The following is a 14,724-nucleotide window of genomic DNA, read 5'->3' as shown; positions in this document are numbered from 1 at the left end:
CTTAATGATTCATTAAATTATGCCTTATTTTAATTTATAACGAAGGTTTTAGACTGATTTTACTTTCCATCAGAGAGATGAAAATCATGTCGGCAGAACAACGGGCGTTAACAGAACGGATCGCGGCGATCGATCAACAGGCGATGGCCGAAGGGCGCATCGTGGGTAGCGTAGTGCTGGTGGCGCGGCGGGGCGAGATTTGCTACGCCGGGGCGGCCGGCTATGCCGATCGCGAAGCGCGGCGGCCGATGCGACGAGAAACGCAGTTTCGACTGTCGTCGGTCTCCAAACCCTATACCACGCTGGCGGTGCTGCGCCTGATTGAGCAGGGCAAGCTGAGCCTGGACGACGCGGTCAGCGACTGGCTGCCGTGGTTCACTCCGGCGTTGGCGGACGGCCGGCGCCCGGCGATCAAGATTCGTCATTTGCTGAGCCACACCGCCGGGCTGGACTATCGGCTGAACCAGCCGCCGGCGGGCGTTTATCATCAGCTGGGGATCCAGGACGGCGTGGAGCTGTCGACGCTGACGCTGGAGCAAAACCTGCGGCTGTTGGCACAGGCGCCGTTGCTGTCGGCGCCGGGGGAGCGCTTCAATTATTCGCTGGCGATCGACGTGCTTGGCGCGGTGCTGGAACGGGTGACGGGCATGCCGCTGCCACAGCTGTTTGTCGAATGGGTGGCGCGGCCGCTGGGGCTCGGCAATACCGCGTTTTATGCGACGGACGCCGCGAATCTGGCGACACCGTATTACAACACGCCGCAAGGGCCGCAGCGCATGCATGAAGGCCTGCGGCTGGCGCTGCCGGAGGAGATGGCGGGGGGCGAGGTACTGTTTTCACCCGCGCGGGCGCTTAACGCCGGGGCCTATCCTTCCGGCGGCGCGGGCATGGTCGGCGATGCCGACGATGTGCTGCGGCTGGTGGAGGCGCTGCGCAGCGGCGGGCAGGGCATGTTGCGGCCGGACACGGTGGCGTTGCTGCGCAGCCCGCACGTGGGGGCGCAGGCGCAAACGCAAGGGCCGGGCTGGGGATTCGGTTTCGGCGGGGCGCTGCTGGTGGACACAGATGCCGCGCAGACGCCGCAGCATGCCGGCACGCTGACCTGGGGCGGCGTTTACGGCCACAGCTGGTTCTTTGATCCACAGGCGCAGCTGAGCGTGGTGATACTGACCAACACCGCGTTTGAAGGCATGTGCGGCCGCTATCCGCAGCAGATCCGCGATGCGGTTTACGCCGCGGAAATGGGGTAAATAAAAAGGGCCCCGCAGGGGGCCCTTGATCAGGCTGTCAGGCGATTACTGCGCCGGTGCCGGAGCGGGTTCCGCTTCCTGCGCCGGTTCAGCGTCTTCCGCCGGGGCGCCCAGCATGGCGAACTGGCCGATGAACTCTTGCAGCGACATCTTGTTGCCGTTGAGGTCAACCTGGTTGTCGGCATAGTGGAACGTGCTCGCGATCACGCCGTCTTTCTGGGTGGTCAGCTTGAACATCTGGCCCATGGCCGCCAGGCCCTGCACCTGCTGCTGCGCCAGTTTCTGCGCGTCTTCCGCATTGTAACCCTGCAACAGCGCGGTTTTCGCGGTCACTTCGGTGGCCATCGCTTCCGGAATGGTCAGGTTGATATCCAGCTTTTTAACCGCCTGCGCGATCAGCTGATCCGGCGATTGCGCCGGGGAGGCGGCCTTGCTCGGATCGGTCAGCGCCAGATCCAGCGTGAAGGTGCTCTCGCCCTTGCTGTTTTTCCAGCTCAGCGGCGCGATGCTGAGGCTCGGGTTGCCTTTCAGCAGCAGCGGCAGGTTCTTTTGCAACAGCTCGGCGTTTTGCTGCTCATACACGGCCGGATCCAGGTTCTCGCCCTGTTGCAGCAGCGCCATGGTCTGGCGGTTGTAGCTGTCGGCGAAGTCTTTCAGCGCCTTGCCGTCGACGTTGTCGATTTTCAGCGCCAGCTTGCCGGCGCCGAAATCGTTGCCCTGCACCTTGAGCGCGTCCATGGTGTAGTCGATCTGGCCGCCGATGTTGCTGCTGCCTTGCTCGCCGAACTTGCTCACCAGGTTGAAACCGTCCAGCGCCACGGTATCTTTACCGTCGATCGTCAGTTTGAACTGCTTCAGTGTCATCGTCTGATCGCCGAGCTTCACGCCGAACTTGCTCTCGTTGCTGTTGCCTTTCAGGTTGAAGCCCTGGAAGGTGATCTGCTCGTTTTGACCGAATTCGTTCGGGCTGGCGAACACGATATTGTCGCTATTGGCGTCCAGCACGAATTTTTTCAGATCGCTGGACACATCGGCGTTAATGGTGGCGCCGCTGAATTTCAGCGAAGACTTATCCTTCTGGTAGTCCAGCGGGATGATGTCGATGGCGGACGAGGTGTCCCCGCTGTAAGAGATGCGCGAATCGGCGGTAAACAGCGATTTGCCTTTGGTGGTGTCAAACAGGCCTTTCACCGCCGGGGTATTTTCCAGCTCGGTATGCACCGACGCCATGCTCGGCAGCAGATTGAATTTTTTCAGCTGGGCGAAGGGGAACGGGCCGTGATCGATGGTTTCCAGGAACGCCACTTCTTCACCGGCTTTCAGCGCCGCGTCTTCACTGGTATCCGTGCCGTCGGAGCGCAGCACATAACGCACTTTACTGCTGAACAGGCCGCGCTGGTAATTTTCATAGCTCAGCTTAACCCCGGCTTTCGGCAGGTAAGCTTTCAGCTGGCCGTTGGCGTTGTCGACGACTTCGCCCATGTGCTGCTCGATCAGTTTCCCGGTGTACCAGGATGCCCCGGTCCATGCTGCGCCAAGAACCACAATGACGCTGACAGCGACTAACGATTTTTTCATAGCTCTGTTTCATCCTTTTTTCTTATCACCCTCCGTTGCGCGGGAGGGGCAAATAGGGGCCGAAAATAAACGCCCGCAGGCGTTTAATTGTGGGGGTAGCTCTCGCTTTCAGCAAGCAATTTGCTGAAATTTATCAACGGTTAGGCCAGTTGGTTATAAACCCTGGCGATGCGGCCGCTGCCGCTGACGTTGACCGGGGATTCGAAAGCCCCGATAAAGCAGGATTCGCCCGGCTTGAGCGTCAGGCGTTGCCCGGATTTTTCCAGCGTCGCTTCGCCGGTGACGCAGAACACGATGGCGGCGCTTTGCTGCGCCAGCGCCTGCGGGGCGGCGGTCAAATCGTGCAGCGAGAAGGCGAAATCCTCCACCGGAATCGGGAAGAACAGCTCGTTGCCGCGTGGCTCCGGCTGGGTCAGCAGGCCGGAAGCCGGCTGCGGGCGGAACTGCAGATTGGCCAGCAGCTCGGGCACGTCGATGAATTTCGGCGTCAGGCCCGCGCGCAGCACGTTGTCCGAGTTGGCCATCACCTCCAGCGCCACGCCTTTCAGGTAGGCGTGCGGCGTTTCGGCATACAGGAACATCGCTTCGCCCGGCGCGAGCTGCACCACGTTCAGCAGCAGCGGTGAGAACAGGCCGCTGTCGTCCGGATAGAAGCCGGCGATAAAGCGTACGGTATCCCAGGGTTCCCCCTGCTGGTTATTGAGCGCGGCTTTCAATACGCCGAGCGCCAGCGACTTTTGCTCGCCGCTCATCGTCAGCAGGCTGGCGAACAGGGTTGCGAGATGCGCGGTGTCCGGCTGTTGCAGGAAGGCGGCGATGTCGTGGTGTGCGCCGGCGATCGGTTGCAGCAGGGAAACGATATCGGCCAGTTCGCGAAAGCCGTTCATCGCCAGGAACGGCGTGAGGGCGAACACCAGCTCGGGCTTGTGGTTGGGATCTTTATAGTTGCGTTCGGCGGCGCTCAGGGGGATGCCGGCGGCATTCTCTTTCGCGAAGCCGATTTCGGCCGCCGCTTTGCTCGGGTGGACCTGGATCGACAGTGGCTGATCGGCACAGAGTACTTTAAACAGGAACGGCAACTCGCCAAAGCGGCTGGCGACGTTGGCGCCCAGCTGTTTTGGCTGGTCTTCATCGATAAGAAAGCGCAGCGAACGCAGCTCGCCGTCGGCGCCCGGCACGCGGGAAGGGCTCTTGGGATGGGCGCCCATCCACAGTTCGGCCATCGGCTGATTATCAGGGTTGGCGATGCCGTAAAGACGGGTCAGCGCATCGTGGCTGCCCCAGGCGTAATTCTGTACCGCGTTGGTCATTTTTTGCATGTCGATAAACGTCCTTAGCGTCATTGCCGTACCGGATGGCAATAACTTACTGATTTTATACGGTTAGTTAAATCTGTGCCGACAACCATCATACGCCCGCGTCGGCAGGAAAAATCATGGGCGCGATCAAAACAACGCCGAATAACGTCGCGCCCGGCAACGGGGCCAAAGTATAGCGTGATAACGATCGGCGCCTCAATTGGCGCGCAGGCCTCAAGGCGGCCCGGAAAACCCGCCGTTCGATTATTTTTTGAACCGGCGGGATTATTGCCGATAGTCCGCTCATCCTGCCGCATTATTTATTATTCAGCATGTCAAAATATGACTGCTGAATTTATTTTTTACCGTCTGAGCCATTCCCTTATTATTATTTTCGCGCTGCGCTGGGCGATCACACGCCGAGCTTAAACCTGCGCGTCAGACCCCTTTACCGTAACGGCTAACGAGTCGATTTAACAAAACCAGAGGTCTGTTGCATGAAAAAACTGTTGTTGCTGTTGGGGCTTTGCGCCGGCGCAGCCCAGGCGGCGGTGATCGTCACCTATCCCTACGCGGCGCAGCGCGCCGTGGCGATCGCGCCGGCGCCGATCGTCGTTGCACCCGCGCCGGTCGCGGTTCCCGCCGCGATCGTGCCCGTGGCGCACCCGTTGGCGCTCACCGCCGGCGCGGTGGCGACCGGGGCCTATCGGCATCATGAACGGCAGGACGCCTACGACGAGATCAATCATCTGCAGCAACAACGTATCGATGAGCTCAATCATTTACAGGCGCAGCGCATCAATAATTTTAATTCGCGTCATCCGCGTTAATGAGTAGCCACACTTTTATTCTCCTGGCTCATTCCCGGCCGTTTATTTCGCCGCGGGTTAACCGATGGAAAATAACCGCGTCGTTAATGGGTAAAAAAGATGAAACGTGCTGTGAGATAACTCTCTTAATGCGAATAGTTATTATGTCACTATACTGGGAGTGCATGCCGACGGGGGGTAGCGCGTCGGCCTAACCCTACGATTTTAGGAATTATGCTAAGGAGATAATGATGGCAGGCGTTCGTATCGAAAAAGACTCTATGGGCCCCATCGAAGTACCGGCCGACAAGCTGTGGGGCGCGCAAACCCAGCGTTCGTTGGCGCATTTCCGCATTTCCTCCGAAAAGATGCCGACCGCGCTGATCCACGCGCTGGCGTTGACCAAGCGCGCCGCCGCGCAGGTGAACGTGGATCTGGGGCTGCTGCCGGCCGAACGGGGCGCCGCCATTATCAGCGCCGCCGACGAAGTGCTGGCGGACAGCCATGCCGACCAGTTCCCGCTGTCGATCTGGCAAACCGGTTCCGGCACCCAGACCAACATGAACATGAACGAAGTGTTGGCCAACCGCGCCAGCGAGCTGCTGGGCGGCGTGCGCGGTGAAGAGCGCAAGGTGCACCCGAACGACGACGTCAATAAAAGCCAAAGCTCCAACGACGTGTTTCCCACCGCGATGCACGTGGCGGCGGTGATTGCGCTGCGCGAACATCTGATCCCCGAGCTGAAAGTGCTGCACAAGACGCTGAGCGACAAGGCTGAAGCCTACCGCGACATCGTCAAAATCGGCCGCACCCATCTGCAGGACGCCACGCCGCTGACACTGGGGCAGGAGATCTCCGGTTGGGCGGCGATGCTGGCGCACAATCTGAAACACATCGAGGACAGTATCCCGCACATCGCCGAGCTGGCGCTGGGGGGCACGGCGGTCGGCACCGGCCTGAACACCCATCCGGAGTACGCGGTGCGCGTGGCTAAAGCGCTGGCGGAGTTGACCCATCAGCCGTTCGTCACCGCCCCGAACAAGTTCGAAGCGCTGGCGACCTGCGACGCGCTGGTGCAAGGGCATGGCGCGCTGAAAGGGCTGGCGGCCTCGCTGATGAAGATCGCCAACGACGTGCGCTGGCTGGCTTCCGGCCCGCGCTGCGGCATCGGCGAGATTTCGATCCCGGAGAACGAACCGGGCAGTTCCATCATGCCGGGCAAGGTCAACCCGACCCAGTGCGAGGCGATGACCATGCTGTGCGCCCAGGTGCTGGGCAACGACGTGGCGGTAAACATCGGCGGCGCTTCCGGCAACTTCGAGCTGAACGTGTTCCGCCCGATGGTGATCCACAACTACCTGCAGTCGATTCGCCTGCTGGCCGACAGCATGCAGGGCTTCAACGAGCACTGCGCGGTGGGCATCGAACCGAACCGCGATCGCATCACCCAGTTGCTGAACGAATCGCTGATGCTGGTGACGGCGCTCAACACCCACATCGGCTACGACAAGGCGGCGGAAATCGCCAAGAAAGCGCACAAGGAAGGGCTGACGCTGAAAGCCGCGGCGCTGAAGCTCGGCTACCTGACCGAAGCGCAGTTCGACGAGTGGGTGCGGCCGGAAGCGATGGTCGGCAGCATGCAGAAATGATTGATCTGTGAGGCAACCGGGGGCTTACTGAGGTAAGCCCTTTTTTTGTGGAGAAATCAAGATGTCGCGCGCACAACGTTTACTCGATCTGATGCAGCTGCTGCGCAGCCACCGTTATCCGGTGGCGGGCCATGCGCTGGCGCAGACGCTGGGCATCAGCATGCGCACGCTGTACCGCGATATCGCTACGCTGCAGCAGCAGGGGGCGGAGATCGCCGGCGAGGCGGGCGTCGGCTATGTGCTGCGCCCCGGCTTTATGCTGCCGCCGCTGATGTTCTCGCAGGCGGAGACAGAAGCGTTGGTGCTGGGCATGCGCTGGGTCAGCCGCCGCGGCGACAGCCAGCTGGCGAGCGCGGCGGGCCAGGCGCTGGCCAAGATCGCCGCCGTGCTGCCGCCGGCGCTGCGGGAGGAGCTGGAGGCCAACACGCTATTGATCGCGCCGGTTCAGGCACCGCCGGTGGCAGATGAGCTGCGGGTGCTGATCCGTGACACCATCCGCCGCGAGCGCAAGCTGCATATCGACTATCTCGATCTGGCGGGGCAGCGCAGCGAACGCCTGCTGTGGCCCTTTGCGCTGGGCTTTTTCGACCAGCTCCAGGTGCTGGTCGCCTGGTGCGAGCTGCGCCAGGCGTTTCGCCATTTTCGCCTCGATCGCATTCAGGCCGCTACGCCGTTGGAACAGCGCTATCCGCGCGGCCGGCGGCGGCTGCTGAAAGAGTGGCGCCTCAGCGAGGGCATTGCGGAGCAATAGCGGCACGCTGCTGCCATAAACTGTCAGCCGCGCGCTTTAGTCTGTGCCTATCGGGAACCGGCCGGTTCCCATCACCCAGAGGACAGACCGATGACTCTTCCCAGCATGACCCTGCTTTACGTCGACAACCCGCTGAACAGCGCCGCCTTTTATCAACGCTTACTGGGACAGGCGCCGGTGGAACTTTCTCCCGGCTTCGCCCTGTTCGTGCTCAACAACGGCTTTAAGCTGGGGATGTGGGCCAAACAGGGGGTAAAACCTGCGGCGACCCTGACCGGCGGCGGCGGTGAACTGGGCTTTTTGTGCCAGGATCCGCAAGAGGTCGAGGCGCGCTATAACCAGTGGCGCGAACTCGGGCTGCCGATTGAGCAAACGCCGACCGAGATGGCGTTCGGTTACACCTTCGTGGCGCAGGATCCGGACGGCCATCGCCTGCGGGTGTATGCCCTCAGCGAGTAGCGTCGTCGGTATACAGGTACAGGCGTGGTACCAGCAGCCGCAGCGGCCGGGCGTCGGGTTTGTAACGGTGTTTCACTGCGTCGACGTCGTAGTTGAGCAGCTCGCCAATCTTCGGCACCGCGGCGCCGTTTTCAACCTGACACAGGGCGATCAGCGGCAGCGGGCAGGGGTGTTGCACCTGTTTTTGCTGCTGCTGATACCACACCCGGGCGATCGGCTGCACTTTGACCGGCCGCTTGATTTTCAGCGTCGCGTGCTGCGGCAGGCGGCTGACGTCGTCTATCTCGCGGCTGACCAGGGCAGCCCACTGTTCACGGCTGTGCGGCGGCACCGCGCGGCCGGCTTTCAGGCTTTTCTCCAGCTGCGCCAGGATGTCGTCCCGCTTGACGTTTTTGATGATGTGCTTGTTGGCCCAGCCGAAGCGCACGGAGTCGGGATTGGTCAGGGCGGTGAGGGTGCGATAGGCGCTGAGGGTAATCAGCCCGTGCAGATGGGTGTGCACGAACTCGAAACGCTGCTCCGGCGCCAGGCCGGAATCGACGGTGATAATCTGTTCCAGCTCGCCCTTCAGGCGATTGATCAGCGCCAGCTGCGTTTGCAGCGCCTGATACTCCGGCTGCTCCACCGCCAGACAGATGACGCCGGGCAGGCGAACGGCGGCCTTGCTGCTGACATTCTCCCGGTTATGGTGGATAAACAGCCGCTGATAGTGCTCCAGCGCCAGATCGCGCGCCGCTTGCCCCACATGCTGTTCGACCGCGATATGTGAGATGGCCTGATGTTCCTGGCCTTTTTCAACCTCCGGCAGGCTGAACACCCGCGCCGCCAGCAACCGCAGCGGGGCGATCTGCTGCTGCAGCGCGCCGAGCGCCTGCTCCAGTTCGCTAAAGCAGGCGTTCATCCGGCCAATCACATCGTATCTGCTCATCGCACCCTCCTATTTTAGTTACAACATACTATAGAAGAGTAGCAGACTGGGGGCAACATAGGCTACCGGGGAAAAGGCGGCTTCATTGGCCACCCGGCTTATCAGCGGAAAATACGCCATAACGGTCTTTGGCGGCAGGGCACGCAATACACTCTGTATACGTAGTGTTTTGATTCATTTATGGATTTTATCCTGTTCGTTTGTGTTTTGTTTAATCCATTTTCCGCACGCCGTTGTCCAAACGCTGGAACAAACGGAATGGCAGGACGCGATGAGCCCTTGGGGTTATCTTTTCTTCTGTCATTAACGGGCGCTTTAAACGGAGGTTCACTGTGGATATTAAACAGAAAGTCAAAAACATGACGCTGGAAGAGAAAATCGGGCAAAAAATCATGCTGGATTTTCGCTACTGGGATCGGAGCGGTAGCAGCAATCAGGATATGACCGTTCCCGATGAAGCCATTGGCAAGCTGATCGCCGATAACCACGTGGGTGGGGTGATCCTGTTTGCCAATAATCTGAAAGACAAGCAGCAGATCAACACGTTGACGGCCTGGTATGCCGCGATGAAAACCCACGCGGGCATTCGTTTGTTTATTGGCACCGACAACGAAGGCGGTAACGTTTTCCGGCTGCCGCGCGGCGACTATGCCTCATTTCCCGGCAATATGGCGCTCGCAGCGGCGATTGAGGGCGGTGCGGATAAACATCTCGCCGTTGAACAAGGCAAACTGATGGCCCAGGATATGCGCGCGTTGCATATCAATACCAACTTTGCCCCGGTCGTGGACGTCAACACCAACCCGTTCAATCCGGTGATTAACGTTCGCGCCTTCAGCGATGATAAGAACACCGTTTCCCGTCTGGCAGAGAAAATGGTGGCGGGCATGAAACAGCAGGGGCTGATCACCGCTTACAAGCACTTCCCCGGCCATGGCAGCACCTCGACCGACTCGCATACCGGTTTGCCGCGCGTCGATCGCACGCAGGAAGAGGCTTTTGCCATCGATATCGCCCCTTACAAGCAGGCCATCGATCGCTGCGCGGCGCCGGACATGGTCATGACCGCCCATATTCAGTATCCGGCACTGGATAACCGCCAGATAGACACCCGCAGCGGTGAAAAAATCACGGTGCCGGCCACCATGTCGCATGAAATTCAGACCCAGATCCTGCGCAATGAGTTGGGGTATGCCGGCGTAACGATTTCAGACGCGCTGGATATGGGCGCGATTGCAGAGCATTTCAGCCAGCAAGCGGCCGCTGAAAACGTCTTTGCCGCCGGGGTGGATATTGCCCTGATGCCTGTCAGCATCGCTTCGCCGGCCCAGGCGCGCTTGCTGCCGGATCTGATCCGTTACCTTGCGGACAGGGTGAAAACGGGCCATCTCAACGAAGCCGATATCGATGCCTCGGTCGAGCGAATTTTGCGCCTCAAATTACGCCATAACCTGATGGGGCATCGCGATCATCCCTGTTCCAACGACGCTTCGTCCTCAGCGCACAAGCTGGAAAAACGCATCGCCGATCGCTCCATTACCGTGGTGATCAATCGCCACAGCCTGTTGCCGTTGAAGGACAAAACGCTGCGCTACTTTATTTTGACCCCGTGGGGCGAGCAGGCCAACGGCATTGCGCGCGTGATGGCGCAGGAGGGGTATCAGAACGTCGTTGCCGCGAAGGAAACGGAACTGAGCGATGCCCAGATCAGAGAGCATATTGCCGGCTGCGACGTGTTCCTGCTCGGAACGCTGTCAACCCGCTTTACGCCTGCCGAGCAGGATGGGGTGGTGACTTCCGCAACCGGAGCGGGCAATGACGGCAGCCCTTATCCGGGCTGGTTGAAATACGCTGCCGAGCAGGGGAAAAAACGCGTTCACCTCTCACTGCGTGCCCCTTACGATATCGTGAACTATGCCGCAGAGGTGGAGGCGGCCGTCGCCACCTACGCCTACTACGGTTATGACAGCGGCGTGTGGCGCGGCCCTTCGATGGTCTCTTTGGCGCAGGTGCTGACGGGTAAAATCAAACCGCAGGGCAAATTGCCGGTCAACACCTGGCATGACTACGATGCAGAAACCAATACGGGCAAGGTGGCGTTCCCTCGCGGCACGGGGCTGAGCTGGTGATGGGATAAGGACACCGGCGTCGTCTGAAAAAGGCGACGCCGGCAGCTTGATAGCGGGCAGTTTCTTGCTCTGCACGCAACGACATGGGATAACCGTCACTCACGGAAGGAGAATCAGGATGCCGACAGGCGCAACAAAATTAGGCGGATGGCTGTTGATGGCCGCCATGCTGGGCGTGAGCGGTTGCGCCAAGCCACCCGAACCGGAGAAGCCCCCGCGGCCGACACCGCCGATAACACCGATGCGGGGCATCTGGCTGGCCACGGTCATTGGCCTGGACTGGCCGCCGGCGGCCTCCCTGAAGGCGGAAACCGCGCAAGAGCGGGTTTGCCAGCAGAAACAGGGGGTGAGGGACGCGCTGGACGAGATGGTGAAAACCGGGATTAACACGGTCTATTTTCAGGTTAAACCGGACGGCACGGCCCTGTGGCGCTCAAACATCTTGCCCTGGTCTGAGGTGTTGACCGGCACCGTTGGCCAGGATCCCGGCTATGATCCGCTGGCCTTTATGCTGCAAGAAGCGCACCGGCGCGGCATTAAGGTGCATGCCTGGCTGAACCCTTATCGGGTTTCCATGAATACCCGCCCACAGACGATTGAGGCACTCAATCATACGCTGCAGTCGCCGCCGGCCAGCGTCTATGCGCTGCATCCCGACTGGATACGCACCGCCAACGAGCGCTTCGTGCTCGATCCCGGCCTGCCCGACGTGCGCAACTGGATCACCGGCGTGGTGGCTGAAATAGTCAAAAACTACGATGTCGACGGCATTCAGTTTGACGATTATTTCTATTACGAAACGCCGCAATCGCCGCTGGATGATGAACGAACGTATCGCGCATACGGCAAAGGATTTGCAGACAAAGCCGCCTGGCGCAGAGACAACACGCTGCAATTGATAAAACAGGTGTCAGCCGCCGTCAAAGCATTGAAGCCCGAGGTTGCGTTTGGCGTCAGCCCGGCGGGCGTATGGCGAAACAAAGCGGACGATCCTGACGGTTCGGCGACGCGGGCAGGCGCGCCATCGTATGATACGGCCTATGCCGATACGCGCCAGTGGGTAAAACTGGGGCTGCTCGATTACCTCGCACCGCAGCTGTATTGGCCTTTTGATCGTGAAATTGTCCGCTACGACGTGCTGGCCAACTGGTGGGCCGAGGTGGTGAAAGGCACGTCGGTTCGGCTCTATGCCGGGGTGGCGCTGTATAAAGTAGGCACGCCTGCCGCCGGCGAGCCGGCCTGGGCCGTCGAGGGCGGCGTTCCCGAACTGAAAAGGCAGCTCGATCTCAACGAAAGCCTGCCGGGAATGGGGGGAACCATCCTGTTCCGGCAGCGCTATCTGACTGAGCCGCAAACGGATAAGGCGGTGGAGTACCTGCGCACCCGCTGGAAAACCGGTCAATAATCACAGGCACTGGCATGACAAGCCGCGGCAAACCACCGCGGCTTTTTCTCTTCAAAGGCGCGCCGCTTCCGGCAGGCGTTTCAGGTAATGCACCACCAGCAGCGCCAGCAGCAGCATCAGGCTGATGAACGCCGCCACGCCATTCCAGCCGAAACTGTGCCAGAACACGCCGCCGAGGGTGCCGGCCACGCTCGAGCCGACGTAATAGCAGAACAGATATAGCGACGACGCCTGGCCTTTGGCGCGGCGCGCGCGGCGGCCGATCCAGCTGCTGGCCACCGAGTGGGCGGCGAAAAAGCCGGCGGTGAACAGCATCATGCCGATAAAGATCGCCGGCACCTGCGGCAGCGCGGTAATCAGAATCCCGATCAGCATAATTACGATCGAGGCCAGCAGCACCGGGCCGCGCCCGAAGCGCGAGGTGAGCGCGCCGGCCTTGGGAGAGCTGTAGGAGCCGGTGAGGTACACCACCGACAGCAGGCCGACGATCGCCTGGCTCAGGTGGTAAGGATCCGCCAGCAGGCGATAGCCGATGTAGTTGAACAGGGTGACGAAGCTGCCCATCAGAAGGAAACCTTCCGCGAACAGCAGCGGCAGGCCTTTATCGTGCCAATGCAGTTTGAAATTGATCAGCAGGGTGCGCGGGCGCAGCGAGCTGGCGCGAAAATGCCGCGAGGCGGGCAGGATGCGCCAGAACATGCAGGCGGCGGCGAGGGCGAACAGGCCGATGACCCCGAGCGACACGCGCCAGGAGAAGAAGTCGGTCAACACCCCGGTCACCAGGCGGCCGCTCATGCCGCCGATCGAGTTGCCGCTGATATACAGCCCCATCGAGAAGGCGACGAAGCTGGGATGGATCTCTTCGCTGAGATAGGTCATGCCGACCGCCGCCACGCCGCTCAGCGACAGGCCGATCAGCGCACGCATCAGCAAGATGCCGTGCCAGCTGGTCATAAAGGCGCAGATCAGCGTGCAGACCGCCGCCAGCAGCAACGCCACCACCATCACCGATTTGCGGCCGATGGCGTCGGACAGCGGCCCGGTGAACATCAGGCCGATCGCCAGCAGGCCGGTGGAGACCGAGAGCGACAGGCTGCTTTCCGCCGGCGAGACGCCGAAATCTTGCGACAGCACCGGCAGGATCGGCTGCACGCAGTAGAGCAGCGCGAAGGTCGCCAGCCCGGCGGAAAACAGCGCCAGCGTTACGCGCATAAACTGCGGCGTGCCGCGTTCGATGTAGGGGAGTTTGTTGTTGAGGGTGGAGCGTTTTACTTTTGGCGCAGCGGCCGCGTCATCGTTGGCGGCCAGCGTCGACGGCATCGCGGCCGCAGAACGCACAGGGGTTGTCACAGCGTTTCCTTACCGAACGTCGGGGAGATAAACAGACACTTTGCAGATAACAAAATGATAGGGAGCGGCGATTTTTTTGTCTAATATATTAATAATTAAAATTAAGACGTTTTAAATATGAATATCGAATTGAGGCACCTGCGTTACTTTATCGCCGTGGCGGAAGAGCTGCATTTTGGCCGCGCCGCCGAACGGCTGCGCATCTCCCAGCCGCCGCTCAGCCAGCAAATCCAGGCGCTGGAGGAGATGGTCGGCGCGCGGCTGCTGGCGCGCAACAACCGCAACGTCAGTTTGACCCAGGCCGGGGAGATGTTCCTCAAAGAAGCCTATCAGGTGCTCGATCAGGTCGGGCGCGCGGCGGAAAAGGCGGCGCGTCTGGATCGCGGTGAACTGGGGGAAATGACCATCGGCTTTACCTCTTCCGCGCCCTTTATCGGCGTGGTGTCGCGCAGCCTGCGCGCCTTTCGTCAGCACTCGCCGCAGGTGCATATCAAAATGCGCGAAATCAACACCAAACAGCAGATCGAACCGCTGCTGAACGGTGAGCTGGATCTGGGGGTGATGCGCAACACGCGGCTGCCGGAGGCGCTTCACTATCAGCTGCTGCTGCGCGAACCGCTGGTGGCGGTGGTGCCGCAAGGGCATCCGCTGGCGGAAACGCCCGGCGGCGCGCTGCGGTTTCAACATTTGGCGCAGGAGCCGTTCGTGTTCTTCTCGCGCGAAGTGGGCACCGCGCTGTACGACGAAATTCTGCTGCTGCTCGGCAAGGCCGGCATAACTCCGTACATCACCCAGGAAGTGGGCGAAGCGATGACCATTATCGGGCTGGTTTCCGCCGGGTTGGGGGTGTCGATTCTGCCGGCCTCTTTCGCCCGGGTGCGGGTGGACGGCGTGCGCTATCTGCCGCTGGCGGAACCCGATGCCACCACCGAAGTGTGGCTGGTGCATCACCGCCGGCGGCCGCTGACCGCTGCGGCGCAGGCGTTGATGGCGTTGATGCTCAAATGACGCCGAAACCGGGTAAATAAAACTCGATTCACGCTGAAATTGCGAGGAATTTGTGCAGCAAATCACATAACGAATCAAATAGTTGACGCTGTATGACAAAAGCCCCACCA

12 protein-coding genes are annotated in these 14,724 nt (G+C 60.6%); 8 read left to right on the top strand and 4 right to left on the bottom strand.

Features of this window, described 5'->3' with window-relative positions:
• Positions 1-86 precede the first annotated feature (86 nt).
• On the top strand, positions 87-1,250 hold the full coding sequence (locus tag ACF8MC_RS04570) for a serine hydrolase (protein ID WP_049234490.1): 1,164 nt from the start codon (positions 87-89) through the stop codon (positions 1,248-1,250).
• A gap of 45 nt (positions 1,251-1,295) precedes the next feature.
• On the opposite strand, the gene ACF8MC_RS04565 is transcribed toward ACF8MC_RS04570, so the two are convergent.
• On the bottom strand, positions 1,296-2,828 hold the full coding sequence (locus ACF8MC_RS04565) for a YdgA family protein (RefSeq protein ID WP_041034957.1): 1,533 nt from the start codon (positions 2,826-2,828) through the stop codon (positions 1,296-1,298).
• A 140-nt stretch (positions 2,829-2,968) separates the two neighbouring features.
• On the bottom strand, positions 2,969-4,147 hold the full coding sequence (gene manA, locus ACF8MC_RS04560) for a mannose-6-phosphate isomerase (RefSeq protein ID WP_164105123.1): 1,179 nt from the start codon (positions 4,145-4,147) through the stop codon (positions 2,969-2,971).
• A 476-nt stretch (positions 4,148-4,623) separates the two neighbouring features.
• Here manA and ACF8MC_RS04555 point away from each other — a divergent pair, with 476 nt between their 5' ends.
• The 4 genes from ACF8MC_RS04555 to ACF8MC_RS04540 all read left to right on the top strand — a co-directional run bounded on the left by ACF8MC_RS04555 (position 4,624) and on the right by ACF8MC_RS04540 (position 7,794).
• Positions 4,624-4,956 carry a hypothetical protein gene (locus ACF8MC_RS04555; protein ID WP_164105124.1) on the top strand — a complete coding sequence of 111 codons (333 nt, stop codon included), beginning with the start codon at positions 4,624-4,626 and terminating at the stop codon, positions 4,954-4,956.
• Positions 4,957-5,186: 230 nt separating this feature from the next.
• Positions 5,187-6,584, top strand: coding sequence for a class II fumarate hydratase (fumC, locus tag ACF8MC_RS04550; protein WP_164105125.1), 1,398 nt, complete (start codon positions 5,187-5,189; stop codon positions 6,582-6,584).
• Between the two features lie 61 nt (positions 6,585-6,645).
• The gene (locus tag ACF8MC_RS04545) at positions 6,646-7,335 is read left to right on the top strand and encodes a YafY family protein (protein ID WP_049234461.1); all 690 of its coding nucleotides are present in this window, start codon (positions 6,646-6,648) and stop codon (positions 7,333-7,335) included.
• Between the two features lie 90 nt (positions 7,336-7,425).
• Complete coding sequence (locus ACF8MC_RS04540; RefSeq protein ID WP_101426865.1) at positions 7,426-7,794, top strand: VOC family protein; 369 nt, start codon at positions 7,426-7,428, stop codon at positions 7,792-7,794.
• On the opposite strand, the gene tus is transcribed toward ACF8MC_RS04540, so the two are convergent.
• A complete protein-coding gene (gene tus, locus ACF8MC_RS04535; RefSeq protein ID WP_164105126.1) occupies positions 7,784-8,722 on the bottom strand; it encodes a DNA replication terminus site-binding protein in 939 nt (312 codons plus the stop codon). The genes ACF8MC_RS04540 and tus overlap by 11 nt on opposite strands.
• 332 nt (positions 8,723-9,054) lie before the next feature.
• Here tus and ACF8MC_RS04530 point away from each other — a divergent pair, with 332 nt between their 5' ends.
• Together ACF8MC_RS04530 and ACF8MC_RS04525 are read left to right on the top strand one after the other, a co-directional pair.
• Positions 9,055-10,851 (top strand): glycoside hydrolase family 3 protein, encoded by a 1,797-nt coding sequence (locus ACF8MC_RS04530; RefSeq protein WP_049196818.1) that lies wholly within the window; start codon positions 9,055-9,057, stop codon positions 10,849-10,851.
• 118 nt (positions 10,852-10,969) lie between these two features.
• A complete protein-coding gene (locus ACF8MC_RS04525) occupies positions 10,970-12,256 on the top strand; it encodes a glycoside hydrolase family 10 protein (protein ID WP_164105132.1) in 1,287 nt (428 codons plus the stop codon).
• A gap of 51 nt (positions 12,257-12,307) precedes the next feature.
• Here ACF8MC_RS04525 and ACF8MC_RS04520 read toward each other — a convergent pair whose 3' ends face one another.
• Positions 12,308-13,576 (bottom strand): MFS transporter, encoded by a 1,269-nt coding sequence (locus ACF8MC_RS04520; RefSeq protein WP_031300458.1) that lies wholly within the window; start codon positions 13,574-13,576, stop codon positions 12,308-12,310.
• Between the two features lie 147 nt (positions 13,577-13,723).
• Between ACF8MC_RS04520 and ACF8MC_RS04515 the strand changes: the two genes are divergently transcribed.
• Positions 13,724-14,614 (top strand): LysR substrate-binding domain-containing protein, encoded by an 891-nt coding sequence (locus ACF8MC_RS04515; protein WP_033638441.1) that lies wholly within the window; start codon positions 13,724-13,726, stop codon positions 14,612-14,614.
• Positions 14,615-14,724: the final 110 nt, after the last annotated feature.

This window comes from Serratia sp. LACPHL-BACT-2024-00286 (assembly GCF_043109535.1).
Lineage (GTDB): Bacteria > Pseudomonadota > Gammaproteobacteria > Enterobacterales > Enterobacteriaceae > Serratia > Serratia sarumanii.
The sequence above is the reverse complement of the archived record's forward strand: the minus strand, read 5'-3'. Positions and strand labels throughout refer to the sequence as shown.